Origin of the sequence: Anaeromyxobacter paludicola, assembly GCF_023169965.1 — a bacterium.
In the GTDB taxonomy this organism is placed as follows: Bacteria; Myxococcota; Myxococcia; order Myxococcales; family Anaeromyxobacteraceae; genus Anaeromyxobacter_B; species Anaeromyxobacter_B paludicola.
The window spans coordinates 926,152-944,507 of the sequence record NZ_AP025592.1 but is presented as its reverse complement, the minus strand read 5'-3'; the positions used below and the strand labels follow the sequence as shown (position 1 = coordinate 944,507).

16 protein-coding genes are annotated in these 18,356 nt (G+C 71.1%); 15 read left to right on the top strand and 1 reads right to left on the bottom strand.

The genetic code is table 11. From position 1 onward, the window contains the following. Positions 1-107: 107 nt before the first annotated feature. On the bottom strand, positions 108-2,888 hold the full coding sequence (locus AMPC_RS04370) for a vitamin B12-dependent ribonucleotide reductase (RefSeq protein WP_248344641.1): 2,781 nt from the start codon (positions 2,886-2,888) through the stop codon (positions 108-110). A gap of 465 nt (positions 2,889-3,353) precedes the next feature. On the opposite strand from AMPC_RS04370, the gene lepA reads away from it, so the two are divergent. The 15 genes from lepA (at position 3,354) to ndk (ending at position 18,235) form a co-directional block, all read left to right on the top strand. Next, positions 3,354-5,159 (top strand): translation elongation factor 4, encoded by a 1,806-nt coding sequence (lepA, locus tag AMPC_RS04365; protein WP_248344639.1) that lies wholly within the window; start codon positions 3,354-3,356, stop codon positions 5,157-5,159. A 7-nt stretch (positions 5,160-5,166) separates the two neighbouring features. Continuing rightward, positions 5,167-6,204: a signal peptidase I gene (gene lepB / locus AMPC_RS04360; RefSeq protein ID WP_248344637.1), complete on the top strand. Its 1,038-nt coding sequence runs from the start codon at positions 5,167-5,169 to the stop codon at positions 6,202-6,204. Positions 6,205-6,223: 19 nt separating this feature from the next. Further along, entirely contained in the window at positions 6,224-6,691 is a 468-nt protein-coding gene (locus AMPC_RS04355) for a hypothetical protein (RefSeq protein WP_248344635.1), read from the top strand. Positions 6,692-6,694: 3 nt separating this feature from the next. Further along, a complete protein-coding gene (pyrR, locus tag AMPC_RS04350; RefSeq protein WP_248344633.1) occupies positions 6,695-7,225 on the top strand; it encodes a bifunctional pyr operon transcriptional regulator/uracil phosphoribosyltransferase PyrR in 531 nt (176 codons plus the stop codon). Next, positions 7,222-8,181, top strand: coding sequence for an aspartate carbamoyltransferase catalytic subunit (locus tag AMPC_RS04345; protein ID WP_248344631.1), 960 nt, complete (start codon positions 7,222-7,224; stop codon positions 8,179-8,181). The genes pyrR and AMPC_RS04345 overlap by 4 nt, the downstream gene beginning before the upstream one ends. Then, on the top strand, positions 8,178-9,488 hold the full coding sequence (locus AMPC_RS04340; RefSeq protein ID WP_248344629.1) for a dihydroorotase: 1,311 nt from the start codon (positions 8,178-8,180) through the stop codon (positions 9,486-9,488). Before AMPC_RS04345 ends, AMPC_RS04340 begins: the two co-directional genes overlap by 4 nt. Beyond that, positions 9,485-10,600, top strand: a complete 1,116-nt coding sequence (carA, locus tag AMPC_RS04335; RefSeq protein ID WP_248344627.1) for a glutamine-hydrolyzing carbamoyl-phosphate synthase small subunit — start codon at positions 9,485-9,487, stop codon at positions 10,598-10,600. The genes AMPC_RS04340 and carA overlap by 4 nt, the downstream gene beginning before the upstream one ends. Beyond that, the gene (locus AMPC_RS04330) at positions 10,597-11,262 is read left to right on the top strand and encodes a hypothetical protein (protein ID WP_248344625.1); all 666 of its coding nucleotides are present in this window, start codon (positions 10,597-10,599) and stop codon (positions 11,260-11,262) included. Before carA ends, AMPC_RS04330 begins: the two co-directional genes overlap by 4 nt. 9 nt (positions 11,263-11,271) lie before the next feature. Further along, entirely contained in the window at positions 11,272-12,381 is a 1,110-nt protein-coding gene (locus AMPC_RS04325; RefSeq protein ID WP_248344622.1) for a PAS domain-containing sensor histidine kinase, read from the top strand. Continuing rightward, positions 12,378-13,028 carry a carbohydrate deacetylase gene (locus tag AMPC_RS04320; RefSeq protein ID WP_248344620.1) on the top strand — a complete coding sequence of 217 codons (651 nt, stop codon included), beginning with the start codon at positions 12,378-12,380 and terminating at the stop codon, positions 13,026-13,028. Before AMPC_RS04325 ends, AMPC_RS04320 begins: the two co-directional genes overlap by 4 nt. A 162-nt stretch (positions 13,029-13,190) precedes the next feature. Continuing rightward, a complete protein-coding gene (icd, locus tag AMPC_RS04315) occupies positions 13,191-14,504 on the top strand; it encodes an NADP-dependent isocitrate dehydrogenase (RefSeq protein ID WP_248344617.1) in 1,314 nt (437 codons plus the stop codon). Positions 14,505-14,534: 30 nt separating this feature from the next. Further along, the gene (gene mdh, locus AMPC_RS04310; RefSeq protein WP_248344614.1) at positions 14,535-15,470 is read left to right on the top strand and encodes a malate dehydrogenase; all 936 of its coding nucleotides are present in this window, start codon (positions 14,535-14,537) and stop codon (positions 15,468-15,470) included. A gap of 83 nt (positions 15,471-15,553) precedes the next feature. Beyond that, positions 15,554-16,720, top strand: coding sequence for an ADP-forming succinate--CoA ligase subunit beta (gene sucC, locus AMPC_RS04305; RefSeq protein WP_248344612.1), 1,167 nt, complete (start codon positions 15,554-15,556; stop codon positions 16,718-16,720). A 17-nt stretch (positions 16,721-16,737) separates the two neighbouring features. Continuing rightward, a complete protein-coding gene (sucD, locus tag AMPC_RS04300; protein WP_248344611.1) occupies positions 16,738-17,763 on the top strand; it encodes a succinate--CoA ligase subunit alpha in 1,026 nt (341 codons plus the stop codon). 34 nt (positions 17,764-17,797) lie between these two features. Next, positions 17,798-18,235 carry a nucleoside-diphosphate kinase gene (gene ndk / locus AMPC_RS04295; RefSeq protein ID WP_248344610.1) on the top strand — a complete coding sequence of 146 codons (438 nt, stop codon included), beginning with the start codon at positions 17,798-17,800 and terminating at the stop codon, positions 18,233-18,235. The last annotated feature ends 121 nt before the right edge of the window (positions 18,236-18,356 follow it).

Genomic DNA, 18,356 nt, shown 5'->3' with positions numbered 1-18,356 from the left:
GAGCCAGCGCGACCTGCGAATGCAGGACGCGCTGGCGTAAGGGCCCCGGCGAGCCGGGGTGGGGCCCCGACGGCTTTGCCGGCGGGGCGGGGCAGCATGCCCCGTTCCTAGGAACAGCCGGTCGTGCTGCCGCAGTTCACGCACTTGTAGCAGGCGCCGTTACGCACCGTGATGCTCCCGCAGGTCGGGCAGGCGGGCGCGTCGGTGTCGCCGGTGTACGTCCGCTGCGAGCCCTCGGCAGGCTGCGCCTCGACGGTCCGGGTGGAGGCCGGGAGCCGCGCGGCCGACGGGGACGCCCCGGGCGGCAGGTTGTTGGTCCGGGAGACGGTGGCGCCGTCCTCGCTCGGCAGGAACTTGAGGGAGAGCCAGCGGAAGATGTAGTCGGTGATCGACTTGGCGATCGGGATCTCCGGGTTCCCGGTGAAGCCCGAGGGCTCGTAGCGCGTGTGGCTGAACTTGTCGCAGAGCACGCGCAGCGGCACGCCGTACTGGAGCGCCATCGAGACCGAGGTGGCGAAGCTGTCCATGAGGCCCGACACCACCGAGCCCTCCTTCGCCATGACCACGAAGAGCTCGCCGGGCGAGCCGTCCTCGTACATGCCGACGGTCATGTAGCCCTCGTGGCCGCCGATCGAGAACTTGTGGGTGATGGCGTGCCGCTCGTCGGGCAGCCGGCGCCGGGCGAGCCGCTCCGGCCGCTCCGCCACGCCGTGGACCTCCTCGGGCTCGACCTCGGCGGCCTTCTGCGCCTTGTCCTTGCCGGAGTTGAGCGGCTGGCTCCGCTTGCAGCCGTCGCGGTAGACGGCGATGGCCTTGAGCCCGAGCCGCCAGGCCTCCACGTAGGCCTGCTCGATGTCGGCCGAGGTGGCGTCGGACGGCATGTTGACCGTCTTCGAGATGGCGCCGGAGAGGAAGGGCTGCACGGCGCCCATCATCCGGATGTGCCCCATGTAGTGGATGGTCCGGTTGCCGTTGCGCGGCTTGAAGGCGCAGTCGAACACCGCGAGGTGCTCGGGCCGGATGGCCGGGGCGCCCTCGATGGTCTCCATCTCGTCGATGAACTGCAGGATGGAGCCGATCTCCTCGCCGGAGTAGCCGAGCCTCTGCAGCGCCAGCGGGACCGTGTTGTTCACGATCTTGAGGACGCCGCCGCCCACCAGCTTCTTGTACTTCACGAGCGCGATGTCGGGCTCGATGCCGGTGGTGTCGCAGTCCATCATGAAGCCGATGGTGCCGGTCGGGGCGAGCACCGAGACCTGGGCGTTGCGGACGCCGTTCTTCTGGCCGAGCTGCACCGCCTCGGCCCAGCAGGCGCGCGCGGCGGCCACCACGTCGGCCGGGGCGAGCCGCGCGTCGATGGTGTCGACCGCGGCCGCGTGCTTGCGGAGCACGGCCAGGCAGGGTTCGCGGTTGGCGGCGAAGCCGGCGAAGGGGCCGGTGTGGCCGGAGATGCGGGCGCTCATCGCGTACGCCTCGCCGGTCATGAGCGCGGTGATGGCGGCGGCGCAGGCGCGCCCGGCGTCGCTGTCGTAGGGGAGGCCGCTCGCCATGAGGAAGGCGCCGAGGTTGGCGTAGCCGAGCCCGAGCGGGCGGTACGCCTCGCTGTTCCGGCCGATCGCCTCGGTGGGGTAGCGGGCGTTCGAGACCAGGATCTCCTGGGCCAGGATGGTGAGGTCCACCGCGCGCTTGAAGGAGTCGGCGTCGAAGCCGCCGTCGATCGAGCGGAAGTGCATGAGGTTCAGCGACGCCAGGTTGCAGGCGCTGTCGTCGAGGAACATGTACTCCGAGCACGGATTGGAGGCGTTGATCCGGTCGGTGGACGGGCAGGTGTGCCAGGCGTTGATGGTGGTGTCGAACTGCACGCCCGGATCGCCGCAGAGCCAGGCGGCCTCGGTGATGCGGGCCATGAGCGCCCGCGCCTTCACCTTGCCGAGCACCTTGCCGTCGGTGCGGGCGGTGAGCGCCCAGTCGGCGTCGTTCAGCACCGCGCGCATGAAGTCGTCGGTGACGCGGACCGAGTGGTTGGCGTTCTGGAAGAAGACCGAGTCGTAGGCGCCGCCGTGGACGTTGAAGCCGCCGTCGTAGCCGGCCTCGATGAGCGCCCAGGCCTTCTTCTCCTCCTCGGCCTTGCAGGAGACGAACTCCTCGACGTCCGGGTGGTCGGCGTCGAGGATCACCATCTTGGCGGCGCGGCGGGTCTTGCCGCCCGACTTGATGACGCCGGCGAAGGCGTCGAAGCCGCGCATGAAGGAGACCGGGCCCGACGCCTCGCCGCCGCCGGACAGCATCTCCTTGCTGGAGCGGATCTTGGAGAGGTTGGAGCCGGCGCCCGACCCGTACTTGAAGAGCATGCCCTCGGTGTGGGCGAGCTTCAGGATCGAGTCCATCGAGTCGTTGACGGCGTTGATGAAGCAGGCGGAGCACTGGGGGTGCTCCTCCACCCCGACGTTGAACCAGACGGGAGAGTTGAAGCTCATCTTCTGCCGCAGGAGCAGGTGCGAGAGCTCGGACTCGAAGGTGGCCGCGTCGTCCTCGGAGGCGAAGTAGCCGTCCTTGCGCCCCCAGGCGCCGATCGACTTCACCACGCGTCCGACCAGCTGCCGGACCGACCGCTCCCGCTTGGGGGAGCCGAGGGCGCCGCGGAAGTACTTGGAGGCGACCACGTTGGTCGCGAGCGCCGACCAGCTCTTCGGCACCTCCACGTCCTTCTGCTCGAAGACCATCTTCCCGCCCTCGCCGCTGATGCCGGCGGTCCGGGTCTCCCAGGCCATCTCGTCGGCGGGGTCCACCCCGGCCGTCGTGAAGTACCGCTCGATCACGAGCCCCTTGTGCGCGCGCCGGCTCCCGCGCGACCGCTTCGACCCGGCGATGCTCTCCCGCTCCATCATTCGTCCTCCAGACTCTCCAGGCGCAGCCGCGCCCTACCGTGCCGTCCGCCAGGCGGACGACGGATCACATCCCCCGGCCGGCCCTCGAAGTGGGCCGGGGGTTACCTACTCGTCAAGATTGAGGAAATTGGCCCCCGCCACGACGCGGCATCTCCGGACCCTACCCGACCACCCTGACATCCCGTTCCGCCTCCGCGTCGTCCGCCGGCCAGCCGCTCGCACGGCGGGCCGGACGTGGGGCGCACTCTAGCAAGGCCCTCCGGAGTGTCAAGGCAGCACCACAACATGTAGTGGGTCTAATCAGGGGGCGGCACAAGATGCTGTCATTTCGCCGCTTTTTCGGGTCGTCCATTCCCTCGTTGACTTCCGTCGAAATGACCCACCCCCCGGGTGCCGGTCTGGCCCCGCCGCCCGCCGTGGAAAACTCCGCGCCGCGCAAGTGCTCGTGTTAAAAGCCCATCCCCCGTGTCCGAAGCCAACAAGCACATCCGAAACTTCTCGATCATCGCCCACATCGACCACGGGAAGTCGACGCTCGCCGACCGCCTCCTGGGGGAGACCGGGACGGTCACCGCCCGCGAGGAGAAGGCCCAGTTCCTCGACAACATGGACCTGGAGCGAGAGCGCGGGATCACCATCAAGGCCCAGACCGTCCGGATGAGCTACCGGGCCGACGACGGCCTCACCTACCAGCTCAACCTCATCGACACCCCCGGCCACGTGGACTTCGCCTACGAGGTCTCGCGCTCCCTCTCGGCCTGCGAGGGGGCGGTGCTGGTGGTGGACGCGAGCCAGGGCGTCGAGGCCCAGACCCTCGCCAACGTCTACCAGGCCCTCGACCACGATCTCGAGATCGTGCCGGTCATCAACAAGATCGACCTGCCGTCCGCCGACGTGGAGGGGGTCCGCCGCGAGATCGAGGACGTCATCGGGCTCGACGCCTCCGGGGCCGTGCCCTGCTCGGCCAAGGAGGGGATCGGCATCCGCGAGATCCTCGAGCAGGTGGTGAAGAAGGTGCCGCCGCCCAAGGGCGACCCGGCGGCCCCGCTCAAGGCCATCATCTTCGACTCCTGGTACGACAGCTACCGGGGCGTGGTGATGCTGGTGCGGGTGTTCGAGGGGACGCTCGCGCCCCGGCAGAAGATCCTCTTCTGGTCCACGAAGAAGGAGTACGAGGTCCAGGAGCTGGGCGTGTTCGCGCCCTTCTCCCGGCCGGTGCAGGCGCTCGCCGCGGGCGAGGTGGGCATCCTCGTCGCCAACGTGAAGGACGTCCACGAGGCCAAGGTGGGCGACACCATCACCGAGGCCGGCCGGCCGGTCGAGGCGCCGTTCCCGGGCTTCAAGGTCGTGAAGCCCATGGTCTTCTCGGGCGTCTTCCCGATCGAGGCCAAGGACTACGACCAGCTCCGCGACGCCCTCGAGAAGCTGGCGCTCAACGACTCGGCGTTCACCTTCGAGCCGGAGAACTCCCAGGCGCTCGGGTTCGGCTTCCGCTGCGGCTACCTCGGGCTCCTCCACATGGAGATCGTCCAGGAGCGGCTCGAGCGCGAGTACGGGCTGTCGCTCATCACCACCGCGCCGTCGGTCGTGTACCGGGTCACCGACACGCAGGGCCAGGTGATCGAGATCGACAACCCCGCCAAGCTGCCGCCGGTGCAGAAGATCGCCAAGCTCGAGGAGCCGCACCTCACCTGCCACATCCACGGCCGCACCGACGACGTGGGCGCGATCCTGAAGCTCTGCCAGGACCGGCGCGGGCTGCAGCGCGACATGAAGTACATCGGCACGAAGCGGGTGCAGATCACCTACGACATCCCGCTCGCCGAGGTGGTCTTCGACTTCTTCGACAAGCTGAAGAGCGTGTCGCGCGGCTACGCCAGCCTCGACTACGAGCTCAAGGGCTACGAGGAGGCCGACCTCGTGAAGCTCGACATCCTCATCAACGGCGAGCCGGTGGACGCGCTCAGCGTCATCGTCCACCGCGAGAACGCCTACCATCGCGGCCGCGACCTCTGCCAGAAGCTGCGGGAGGAGATCCCGAAGCAGATGTACGAGGTGGCAATCCAGGCCGCCATCGGCGCCAAGATCATCGCGCGCGAGACCATCAAGGCCTTCCGCAAGAACGTCATCGCCAAGTGCTACGGCGGCGACATCAGCCGCAAGCGCAAGCTCCTCGAGAAGCAGAAGGAGGGGAAGAAGCGCATGAAGCAGGTCGGCTCGGTGGAGATCCCGCAGTCGGCCTTCCTCGCCGTGCTGAAGGTGGAGGAGTAGCCCGGGCGTGCCGGCCCCCTCGCCCGCCGAGAGCGCGCCCTCCCGCAGGGCGCGGCGCGAGGCCGAGCGGCTCCTGCGCGAGGTGCGGCGGCAGGGCTGGCGGCACCGCAAGCGGCTCGGGGCCGAGGCGCGGCTGGCCCTGCAAGACGGCGCCCTCGACCTCGAGGCGGCGCTCCGGGCCGGCGACGCGGGGAGGGTGGAGGAGGCGAGCCGGGCGCTGTCGCAGCTGTGGGAGGCGCACCTCTCCTTCACGCGCAAGGGGCTCCTGCGCGAGTACCTCGAGTCGATCGGGATCGCGGTCGCGGTGGCGCTCCTGCTGCGCACCTTCGTGGTGGAGGCGTTCCAGATCCCCTCGGGCTCCATGGTGCCGACGCTCCTCGTCGGCGACCACATCTTCGTCTCGAAGCTCGCCTACGGCGTCCGCTTGCCGCTGCTCGATCGCGTCGTGCTGCGCTCCGCGCCGCCGCGGCGCGGGGACGTGATCGTGTTCGCGAACCCGCGCGAGAAGGGGAAGGACTACATCAAACGGGTGGTGGGGCTCCCCGGCGACGTGGTCGAGCTGCGCGACCAGGTGCTGTACGTCAACGGCGTGGCCCAGCCGCGCACGCCGCAGGGCGACCTCACCTACGACGAGCAGAGCGAGCAGACCGGGAGCTGGTGGTCCGACACCTGCCTCGCCTTCGAGGAGGAGCTGTCGCGGGCGCCCCTCGCCCGCCCGGCGGCGGCCGTCGCCGGGCCGCCCCCCCCGCCGGCGGCGCCGGCGCCGGACGCAGGGGTGGTCCGCCACGAGGTCCTCCAGTGCCGGCGGGCCCGGCCCGGCGAGCGCGAGGGGCCGTTCCGGCAGGTGGCGCCCGGCCACCTCTTCGTCCTCGGCGACAACCGCGACCGCTCCGCCGACAGCCGGAGCGAGGGCGGCTGGGAGGTGCCGCTCGACAACGTGAAGGGCCGGGCCTCGCTCGTCTGGTGGAGCTGGGGGCGGGGCGGGCTCTGGCCCACCGGCGACGAAGGGGTCCGCATCGAGCGGCTTTTCAAACGGATCGAGTAGCGCTACAACCCTGCCTTCGATGGAGTCCAAGCGCCGGGCGCCCCCCGGTTTCCCGAGCCAGCGCGGCGAGATCACCTGGGTGACGGCGGTGCTCGTGCTGGCGCTGGCCGTCGCCGGCTACGCGGTCTGGGTGGTCTTCCCCGTCTACTACACCCACCTCGAGGTGAAGCAGGTGGTGAAGGACTACGGGAACCGGGCCATCCAGGCCCGGGACGACGCGGCGCTCAAGTCCGGGCTCCTGCGAGACCTCGCCGCCCTGGGGAAGGATCCCGGCGAGGAAGACGGGACCGAGCGGCCCGCCGTGGACGTCGCGCCGGCCGACCTGGTCTGGGAGCGCGCCGGGTCGGCGGAGGCCCCCACGCTCCACGTCGCCTTCGGCTACGATCGGCACGTGGCGCTGCCCTTCCTCGAGCGCTACCTCGACCGGCACTTCGACGTGGACATGGAGCTCGACACCTCCCGGGCGAACTGGGGAAAGGAGCGCTAGACCGTGGACTCGGAAGCCATCGGACGGGCCCTCTCGCGACTGGCGCGGGAGATCGCCGAGCGCTCGCGGAACGGGGGCGCGGACCTCGCCATCGTCGGCATCCGGCGGGGCGGCGTGCACCTCGCGCGGCGGCTGCGGGGGGAGCTGACCCGGCTGCTCGGCCAGGAGCCGCCGCTCGGCACCCTCGACATCGCGCTCTACCGCGACGACCTCTCGCGCGGCGGCGCCGCGCCGGTGGTCGGCCCCACCGACATCCAGTTCAAGGTGGAGGGGCGGGACATCCTGCTCGTGGACGACGTCCTCTACACCGGGCGCACCATCCGCGCGGCGCTCGACGAGATCGTGGACTTCGGGCGGCCCCGCCGCGTCTGGCTCGCGGTCCTCGTGGACCGCGGCGGGCGGGAGCTGCCCATCGCCGCCGACTTCGCCGGCGAGACGGTGGCGGTCGCGCCGGGCGACGACGTCGAGGTCCGGCTGGTGGAGGGCGGCGCCGCCGCCGACGAGGTGGTCGTCAAGCCCAGGGGGACGCCGTGATCGGACGCCATCGCCACCTGCTCGGCCTCGAGGGGCTGTCGCGCGAGGAGATCCTGCAGGTCCTCGACCTCGCCACCTCCATGAAGGAGGTGCTGGCCCGGCCGCTGAAGAAGGTCCCGAGCCTGCGCGGCAAGCTCGTCGTGAACCTGTTCTTCGAGGCCTCGACCCGGACCCGCTCCTCCTTCGAGATCGCCTCGAAGGTGCTCTCGGCCGACGCCGTCAACTGGACCGCGAGCGCCTCCTCGGTCACGAAGGGCGAGACCCTCGTGGACACCGCGCGGAACCTCGAGGCGATGCGCCCCGACGTCCTCGTCATCCGCCACGCGGCGGGCGGCGCGCCCCAGCTCGTCTCGGAGCACGTGGCCTGCGCCGTGGTGAGCGCCGGCGACGGGGCGCACGAGCACCCGAGCCAGGGGCTCCTCGACTGCTTCACGCTGCGGGAGAAGCTCGGGACGCTGGAGGGCAAGACCGTCGCCATCGTCGGCGACGTCTCCCACTCCCGGGTGGCCCGCTCCGACCTGCACGCCATGCCCAAGCTCGGCGCGAAGGTGCGGCTCTGCGGACCGCCCACCATGATCCCGCAGGGGATCGAGCGGCTCGGCGGCTGCACCGTCCACCACGACCTCCGCGAGGCGGTGGAGGGGGCGGACGCGGTGGTGATGCTCCGGATCCAGCACGAGCGCATCGGCGACCCGCTCATCCCGGGCACGCGCGAGTACTCGAAGCTCTGGGGGCTCAACGCCCGCAAGGCCGCGGAGTGGCTCACGCCGGGGTGCGTCATCCTCCACCCCGGCCCCATCAACCGCGGCGTGGAGCTCTCGCCCGAGGTGGCCGACGGCCCCCGCAGCGTGATCCTCGACCAGGTCCAGAACGGCGTGGCCGTCCGCATGGCCATCCTCTATCTCCTCGCCGGGGGAAGCCCGGCCGAGGTCTCCGCGGCCGGAGCGCGTTCATGAGCGAGTCGAGCGAGGTGCTCTTCATCGAGGGCGGACGGGTCATCGACCCGGCGAGCGGCGTGGACGGCGTCCGCACCGTGGTGCTGCGCGGCGGCCAGGTGGCCGAGGTGGCCGAGCGGGTGGAGCGCCCGCGCGACGCCCGGGTCATCGACGCCCGCGGCCGCTGGGTCACCCCCGGCTTCATCGACGCCCACGTCCACCTGCGCGAGCCCGGGCAGGAGTACAAGGAGACGGTCGAGACCGGCGCCCGCGCCGCGGTGGCGGGCGGCTTCACCGCCGTGCTCGCCATGCCCAACACCGTCCCGCCCAACGACAGCGTGGCGGTGACCGAGCTCGTGCTCGCCCGCGCCGCCCAGGCCGGCCTCGCCCGCGTCTACCCGGTGGGCTGCATCAGCAAGGGGCAGAAGGGCGAGGAGCTGGCCGAGATGGGCGAGCTCTTCCAGGCGGGCTGCGTCGCCTTCTCGGACGACGGCCGGCCGGTGTCGTCCTCCGGGCTCATGCGGCGGGCGCTCGAGTACGCGCGCACCTTCGGGGCGCCGCTCGCGGTCCACGAGGAGGACCTCGCCCTCGTGGGCAAGGGCGTGATGAACGAGGGGCCGGCCGCGACGCGGCTGGGGCTCAAGGGCAACCCCGCGCAGGCCGAGGAGGTCATGGTCTCGCGCGACGTCGCCCTGGTGGAGCTCACTGGCGGGCGGCTGCACGTGTGCCACCTCTCCACCGCCGGCGCCGTCCGGGCGGTCCGGGACGCCAAGGCGCGCGGGCTGGCCGTGACCGCCGAGGTCGCCCCGCACCACCTCGCCCTCACCGACGAGGACGTGGCCGCCTCGGGCTACGACACCGACTTCAAGATGGCGCCGCCGCTCCGCAGCGACGCCGACCGGGCCGCGGTCCGGGCCGCGCTCGCCGACGGCACCATCGACTGCATCGCCACCGATCACGCGCCGCACTCGGCCGTGGAGAAGGCGGTGGAGTTCGACGTCGCGCTGAACGGAATCCTCGGCCTCGAGACCGCGTTCTCCGTCTGCCTCGCGCTCGTGCGCGAGGGGGCCCTGGGCGAGCGCCGCCTCGTCGAGGCCCTCACCGCCGCCCCGGCCCGGATCTTCGGGCTGCCGGGCGGCAGCCTCGCCGCCGGCTCGCCGGCCGACGTGGCCATCCTCGACCCGGGCGCGGAGTGGCGCTGCGACCCGGAGCGCCTCCACTCGAAGAGCCGCAACACGCCATGGAAGGGAAAGACGATGATCGGTCGCTGCACCCACACGCTGGTGGGCGGAAACCTGGTGTACGAGCTCGCCCGGGGTGAGCGGTGAAGCGCGCCATCCTGGCGCTGGCCGACGGGTCGGTGTTCGAGGGGCGGGCCTTCGGCGCCACCGGCGAGGGCGCGGGCGAGGTGGTGTTCAACACCTCGATGACCGGGTACCAGGAGATCCTCACCGATCCCTCGTACGTCGGGCAGATGGTCTGCATGACCTACCCGGAGCAGGGCAACTACGGCCTCAACCCGGCCGACGAGGAGTCGGCGAAGCCGCACGCCACCGGGTTCATCGTGCGCCACTACGCCGAGGAGCCCTCCAGCTGGCGCGCCCGGGAGTCGCTCGACGCCTACCTGAAGCGGCACGGCATCGTCGGCATCCACGGGATCGACACCCGCCGGCTCACGAAGCACCTGCGCACCGCCGGCGCGCAGATGGGCGTCATCTCCTCCGAGGGGAGCGCCGCGGCGCTCGTGGAGCGCGCCCGCGCCCTCCCGGGGATGGAGGGGCAGGACCTCGCCACCCGGATCTCCACGAAGGAGCGGTACGTCTGGAGCGAGACCGGCGCCGACTCGTTCGACGCCCACGGCCAGCTCGACCGGCCGCGCTTCCACGTGGTGGCCTACGACTGGGGGCTGAAGCGCGCCATGCTCCGGCTCCTCGCGGAGCAGGGCTGCCGGATCACCGTGGTCCCCGCCGGGACCAGCGGCGAGGAGACCCTGGCGCTCCGGCCCGACGGCGTCTTCCTCACCAACGGCCCCGGCGATCCGGCGGCGGTGAAGGGAGCGCAGGGCGCGGTGGCGTCGCTCCTCGGCAAGGTGCCGGTGTTCGGCATCTGCCTCGGGCACCAGATCCTCTCGCTCGCGGTCGGCGCCCGGACCTACAAGCTCAAGTTCGGCCACCGCGGCGCGAACCAGCCGGTGAAGGACCTCGCCACCGGCAAGGTGGACATCACCTGCCAGAACCACGGGTTCGCGGTGGACGACAAGGCCATCGGCAAGCGCGCCCGGGTCACGCACGTGAACCTGAACGACGGCACGGTGGAGGGGATCGAGGTGCTCGACGCCAAGGCGTTCAGCGTCCAGTACCACCCCGAGTCCTCGCCCGGTCCGCACGACGCCCGCGCCCTCTTCGGCCGCTTCGTCTCCATGATGGAGCAGTCGCGATGAGCCTCCAGGAGCTTCAGGAGAAGCTCCTCGGGTGGGCCACCGCCGAGCCGCGCAAGGAGTGGCTGCTCGCCTCTCGGGCCGAGTACTTCGGCCGCTACGGCGAGCCCCACGAGGAGGACAAGAGCTTCGAGAGCCGGATGAACGGCATGCTCGACGCCTACCTCTACGACTTCCACCCGGACGGCGGGGAGGAGCGGACCATCGAGCGCTTCCTCGCCTCGCAGGGGGCCGTGCTGGGCCCCGAGGAGCTCGCGGCCTACCGCGACCTCGCGCGGAACGTGCACGCCCTCTTCGAGGTCCGGCGCATCAAGCCGGGCGAGATCCGGCTCCGCGAGGTCTTCAGCGCCGGGGACTACGACGTCGCGGAGCGGCGGCAGCTGGTCGGGCTGGCCAAGGGCGACCTCATCGAGGCGCGGCTGCTCCCGTTCGAGGGCAAGCTGGTCTTCTCCGGGGCGTTCATCTACCACCCGCAGGCCGCCCGCAAGCGCGTGCTCGCCGAGGTGAAGCGGCTCAAGAAGATCGCGGCCAGGGAGGGGCAGCCGGTCGATCCGACCGCGTTCCTGGCGCGCCTCTCCCGGATGGCCTTCAAGCTCGAGCGCTACCGGAACGTGAAGCTCGAGTCGATCTACGACTTCGAAGCGCCGGCGCGGACCGGGAGCTAGACTCCGGGGGTGGACTTCTCGCTCCTCGAGTCCGTCCCCGACGCCATGGTGATCGCCCACCGCGATGGGCGGATCGCCTGGGTCAACGGGGTGGCCGAGCGGCTGTTCGGCTACGAGCGGGGCGAGCTGGTCGGCCAGCCGGTCGAGGTGCTCCTCCCGGCCCGCTTCCGGGAGGACCACCACCTCCACCGCGAGGCCTACCACGCTGCGCCGCGCGCCCGGCCCATGGGGCTCGGGCTCGACCTCTTCGGCCTCCGCAAGGACGGCCAGGAGTTCCCGGCGGAGATCTCGCTCGCCCCCATGCGCGACGGGGACGCGGTCTACGCGGTCGCCGCCGTCCGGGACGTCACCGAGCGGAAGAAGATCGAGGCCCGGGCGCTGCTCTACCGGAAGGCGCAGGCGGAGGTGCGGGAGCGGGACGAGTTCCTCTCCATCGCCTCGCACGAGCTGCGCACCCCGGTGACCGCCCTGCAGCTGCAGCTGCAGATGCTCCAGCGGGCGGCGGCGCGCTCGGTGGGGACCTTGCCTGCCCTCCTCGCCGGGAAGGTGGACGGGCTCGAGAAGCAGTGCCGCCGGATCTCGGTGCTGGTGAACGAGCTGCTCGACGTGTCGCGGATGCGGCTCGGCCGGCTCGAGCTCAAGCTCGAGGAGGTGGACCTGGCGGAGCTCGCGGCCGAGACGCTCGCCAACCTGCGCGAGCAGATCCGGAGCGCGGGTTGCACCGTGCGGCTCGACGCGCTGGCGCCGGCGGTGGGGACCTGGGACCGGCTCCGGCTCGAGCAGGTCTTCACGAACCTGATCGCGAACGCCATCAAGTTCGGGCAGGGCAAGCCGGTCGAGGTGCGGGTCAGCGCCGATCGGGACCGGGCGCACCTCGCCGTGATCGATCACGGCATCGGGATCGCGCCCGAGCACCAGAGCCGGGTCTTCGACCGCTTCGAGCGGGCGGTGTCGTCGGTCAACTTCGGAGGGCTCGGGCTCGGGCTCTACATCAGCCGGGAGATCGTGGAGGCCCACGGCGGCCAGATCCGGCTCGAGAGCGAGCCGGGGGAGGGGACCACCTTCACGGTGGACCTGCCGCGGACTCCCGCGCCCGTCCCGGCGTCCGAGGCGGCGTGACGCGCCGGCTCGTCGTCAACGCCGACGACCTCGGGTACGACCCGGAGATCGACCGCGGCATCCTGGAGGCGGCGCGCGCCGGCGCGGTCACGAGCGCGACCGCGATGGTGGACACGCCCTTCGTCGCCCGGGCGCTCGCCGAGGCGCCGGCGTCGCTCGGCGTCGGGCTCCACCTCGTGCTCGCGCCGGGGCTCGAGGGCGACGCGCTGGCGCGGGAGGTGGCGCGGCAGCTCGCGCGGTTCGAGGCGCTGCGCGGCCGGCCGCCCACCCACCTCGACGGGCACAAGCACGCCCACCTCCGGCCCGGCGCGCTCGAGGCGGTGGCGGCCGCGGCGAAGGCGAACGGGCTGCCGGTCCGGTCCACCGACGCCGCGAGCCGCGCCCGGCTGCGGGACCTGGGCGTCCGGACCGCCGACGCCTTCCTGGGCGACGCCGCCCTCCGCCCGTGCTGGACCGCCGACCGGCTGCTCGCCGCGCTGGCCCGGGTGGGGGAGGGCACCACCGAGCTCATGGCCCACCCCGGCTACCGGCCGGCCGTCGCCCGCACCTCCTTCGGTGCCGAGCGGGAGGAGGAGCTGAGGGCGCTGCTCGACCCCCGGCTCCCTTCGGAGATCGCGCGCCTCGGCCTGGGGCTCGCGCACTGGTGACCGCGCTGGAACGCCCCGCCGCCGCAGTCGAAATCGGCGATGGGCCGCTTCTCTCCGGGTGCGGGTGACCACTTGGGGGTGCGTCTTTACAGGCGGCAGGTCGCGGCGGTACGAAGACCCGACTCTCCCCCACAGAACCCCCCACGCTGCTGAGGAGGCCGCATGCCCGACGCGAAGCCGGTGGTGCCGAAGGACGGCGCGAAGATCACGCTGGTCAACGGGAAGCTGAACGTCCCGGATCGCCCCATCCTCCCGTTCATCGAGGGCGACGGCACCGGGCGCGACATCTGGCGGGCGAGCCAGCGCGTGCTCGACGCGGCGGTGGAGAAGGCGTACGGCGGCAAGCGGAAGATCGCCTGGATGGAGGTCTACGCCGGCGAGAAGGCCTTCACCAAGTTCAACAACTGGCTGCCCGACGAGACCATCGAGGCCTACCGGGAGTTCCTCATCGGCATCAAGGGCCCGCTCACCACGCCCATCGGCGGCGGCATCCGCTCGCTCAACGTGGCGCTGCGGCAGCTGCTCGACCTGTACGTCTGCCTGCGGCCGGTGCGCTGGTTCAAGGGCGTGCCCTCGCCGGTGAAGGCGCCGCAGAAGGTGAACATGGTCATCTTCCGCGAGAACACCGAGGACATCTACGCCGGCATCGAGTGGGAGTCGGGCAGCGAGCAGGCGAAGAAGCTCCTCGCCTTCCTGGAGAAGGAGTTCCCGAAGGAGTTCAAGAAGATCAGGTTTCCCGGGACGTCGGGGCTGGGCGTGAAGCCGGTGTCGCGGGAGGGGACCGAGCGGCTCGTGCGCGCCGCCCTCGAGTACGCCCTCGCCAACCGGCGCAAGAGCGTCACCTTCGTGCACAAGGGCAACATCATGAAGTTCACCGAGGGCGCGTTCCGGAACTGGGGCTACGCGCTCGCGGAGAAGGAGTTCGGCGACCGGGTCTACACCTGGGAGCAGTGGGAGCGGACCAAGGCGGCCAGGGGCGAGGAGGCGGCCAACGCCGAGCAGAAGGCGGCGCTCCAGGGCGGCAAGCTCCTCGTGAAGGACGCCATCGCCGACATCACGCTGCAGCAGGTGCTCACGCGGCCGGACGAGTTCGACGTCATCGCCACGCTCAACCTGAACGGCGACTACCTCTCCGACGCGCTGGCGGCGCAGGTGGGCGGCATCGGCATCGCGCCCGGCGGCAACGCCAACTACGTCACCGGGCACGCCATCTTCGAGGCGACGCACGGCACCGCCCCCAAGTACGCCGATCTCGACAAGGTGAACCCGGGCTCGGTGATCCTCTCGGGCGAGATGATGTTCCGCCACCTCGGCTGGAACGAGGCCGCGGACCGCGTCATCCAGGGCATGGACGGCGCCATCGGGGCGCACCGCGTCACCTACGACTTCGCCCGCCTGATGAAGCAGGAGGGGATCGCCGACACCGTCGAGGTGAAGTGCTCCGAGTTCGGGGACGAGATCATCAAGCACATGTAGCGGCCGCTGGATCAAACGGAGGGATCGACAATGGCCAGAAGGAAGATCGCGCTCATCGGCGCCGGACAGATCGGCGGCACGCTCGCGCTCCTCGCCGCGCAGAAGGAGCTCGGCGACGTGGTCCTGGTGGACATCATGGAGGGCGTCGCCAAGGGCAAGGCGCTCGATCTGCAGGAGACCCGCGGGATCCAGTCGTTCGACGTGAGCCTGACCGGCGGCGGGACCACCGACTACTCGGTGATCCAGGGCGCCGACGTCTGCATCGTCACCGCCGGCGTGCCCCGCAAGCCGGGCATGAGCCGCGAGGACCTGCTCAAGGTGAACCTCGACGCCATCACCAAGGTGGCGCAGGGCATCAAGCAGTACGCCCCGAGCGCGTTCGTGATCGTGATCACCAACCCGCTCGATTCGATGGTCTACGCCATGTACAAGGTCACCGGCTTCCCGAAGAACCGGGTGGTCGGCATGGCCGGCGTGCTCGACTCGGCCCGCTTCCAGTACTTCGTGGGCGAGGCCGCCGGCGTGTCGCCGCAGGACGTGACGGCGCTCGTGATGGGCGGCCACGGCGACGACATGGTGCCGCTGCTCCGCTACTCCTCGGTCAACGGCGTCCCGCTCACCAAGCTGCTCGACAAGGCGAAGCTCGACGCCATCGTGGAGCGCACCCGCAAGGGCGGCGGCGACATCGTGGCGCTGCTCGGGACCGGCTCGGCCTTCTACGCGCCGGCCGCCTCGGCCATCGCCATGGCCGAGAGCTTCCTGCGCGACAAGAAGCGGGTGCTGCCCTGCTCGGCGCTGCTCGAGGGGCAGTACGGGGTGAAGGGGCTCTTCGTGGGCGTCCCGGTGGTGATCGGCGCCGGCGGCGTGGAGCGCGTCCTGGAGGTGGATCTCAACGACGAGGAGCGGGCCATGCTCGCCAAGTCGGTGGAGAGCGTGAAGAAGTCGGTCGCCGAGACCAAGCTCTAGCAGAACGTTATGGGTGCGGGGGCCGGCGCCTGCTATGGTGCCGGCCCCCACGTCTATTCTCATCGGGCCCAGGACGGCGCACAGTGAAGATCCACGAATACCAGGCCAAGGAGATCCTTCGGAAGTACGGAGTGGCCGTGCCCCGCGGGTACGTGGCCGTCACCCCGTTCGAGTCCGAGGGCGCGGCCCGCCAGCTCGGCGGCGGCATCGTCGCCGTGAAGGCCCAGATCCACGCCGGCGGCCGCGGCAAGGGCGGCGGCGTCCGGCTCGCCCGCTCCCCGGAGGAGGCCCGCTCGCACGCCGAGGCCATGCTCGGCATGAAGCTCAAGACCCCTCAGACCGCGCCCGGCGGGCAGCTGGTCCGGAAGGTCTACATCGAGGAGGGCTGCCGGATCGCCCGCGAGCTGTACCTCGGCATGACGCTCGACCGCGAGTCCGGGCGGGTGACGGTGATGGCCTCGTCGGAGGGCGGCGAGGACATCGAGGCGGTGGCGGCGCACCACCCGGAGAAGATCCTCAAGGTCGCGGTGGACCCGCTCCTCGGGCTCGTGCCGTTCCAGGCCCGCCAGCTCGCCTATGGCCTCGGCCTCACGGGCGACACCGTGAACGCCTTCGTCCGCTTCTCGAGCGGCCTCTACAACGCCTACATGGCGACCGACGCCTCGCTCGCCGAGATCAACCCGCTCGTGGTCACCGTGGGCGGCGAGGTCCTGGCGCTCGACGCCAAGATGAACTTCGACGACAACGCGCTCTTCCGGCACCCGGACATCGCCGCCATGCGCGATCCGGACGAGGAGGATCCGAAGGAGTCGCAGGCCAAGGAGTACGACCTCTCGTACATCGCCCTCGACGGCGACATCGGCTGCATGGTGAACGGCGCCGGGCTGGCGATGGCGACGATGGACATCATCCAGCTGTCGGGCGGCCGGCCGGCCAACTTCCTCGACGTGGGGGGCGGCGCCGACGAGGACAAGGTCACCGCGGCCTTCAAGATCCTGCTCTCGGATCCGCACGTGAAGGCGGTGCTGGTGAACATCTTCGGCGGCATCATGAAGTGCGACGTGATCGCGAACGGGATCGTCACCGCCGCGCGGCAGGTCGGCCTCTCCATCCCGCTCGTGGTCCGGCTCGAGGGGACCAACGTGGAGCTCGGCAAGGAGATCCTGGCCCACAGCGACCTCGAGATCACCCCGGCCGACGACCTCGGCGACGCCGCGCGCAAGGCGGTCGCCGCCGCCCGCGCCGCCTGAGCCGCGAGGACCCCGCCATGAGCATCTTCGTAGACAGGAACACCCGGGTCGTCGTCCAGGGCATCACCGGCTCCGCCGGCAGCTTCCACGCCGAGCAGATGCTCGAGTACGGCACGCGCGTGGTGGCCGGCGTGACCCCGGGGCGCGGCGGCACCCGCTTCGCCAACGTGGTCCCCATCTTCCACACCGTGGAGCAGGCGGTGCGCGACACCGGGGCCAACGCCTCGGTGATCTTCGTCCCGCCGCCGTTCGCCGCCGACGCCATCATCGAGGCGGCCGAGGCGGGCGTGACCCTGGTGGTCGCCATCACCGAGGGGATCCCCATCCTCGACATGGTGAAGGTGCGCCGGTACCTCGCCGACCGCCCCGGCGTGCGGCTCATCGGGCCGAACTGCCCCGGCGTGATCACCCCGGGCCAGTGCAAGATCGGCATCATGCCGGGCCACATCCACCGGCCGGGCCGGGTCGGGATCGTCTCCCGGTCCGGCACGCTGACCTACGAGGCGGTCGATCAGATCTCCCGGCTCGGGATGGGGCAGTCCACCGCGGTGGGCATCGGCGGCGATCCGATCCACGGCACCGACTTCATCGACTGCCTGTCCCGCTTCGAGGCCGACCCGGAGACCGAGTCCGTCATCATGATCGGCGAGATCGGCGGCTCGGAGGAGACGCTCGGCGCCGAGTGGGTGAAGAAGAACATGACGAAGCCGGTGGTCGGCTTCATCGCCGGGCGCACCGCCCCCCCGGGCAAGCGGATGGGGCACGCCGGCGCCGTGATCTCGGGCGGGGCCGACACCGCGCAGGCGAAGCTGGAGGCCATGCGCGAGGCCGGGATCGTGGTCTGCGAGGGGCCGCACCTGCTCGGGCAGGCCATGAAGGACGCGCTGTCGCGCCGCAAGGGCCGGGTGAAGGCCAAGCCGGCGGCGGAGCGCCGCCCGGCGCCGGGCCGGGCGCCGGCGCAGAGGAAGTCGGGCGGGGCGCCTCGCGGCGCGCCGCCCACGCAGCGGGGCGGAAAGGCCGTCAAGAAGGCGGCCAAGCGGTAAACCACGCAGACGCTAACGAGGGAGAACACAGCACATGGCAGTCGAGCGCACCCTTTCCATCATCAAGCCGGACGGCGTCGAGAAGGGCGTCATCGGCCAGATCATCGCCCGCTTCGAGTCGAAGGGGCTGAAGCCGGTCGCCGTCCGGATGGCGCAGCTCTCCCAGGCCGAGGCCGAGGGCTTCTACGCGGTCCACAAGGCGCGGCCGTTCTTCAACGACCTCGTGAAGTTCATGACCAGCGGCCCGGTGGTCCTCATGGTCCTCGAGGGCGAGAACGCCGTCCTCGCCAACCGCGAGATCATGGGCGCGACCGATCCGAAGAAGGCGGCCGAGGGCACCATCCGCCGCGACTTCGCGACCGACATCGAGAAGAACACCGTCCACGGCTCGGACAGCCTGGAGAACGCCGCCGTCGAGGTGGCCTACTTCTTCCGCACCATCGAGCAGCACGGGTACGCCTGGAAGAAGTAGCGCAGGCAACCTGTTGAACTCACGGCGGTTCTCTCGGGCGCCTGCCCGGGAGGGCCGCCGTGTCGTTTCGCGGTTACAATTTCGCGAGAGCGAGAAAGGCTCCGGACGGCTTGCAGTTCGT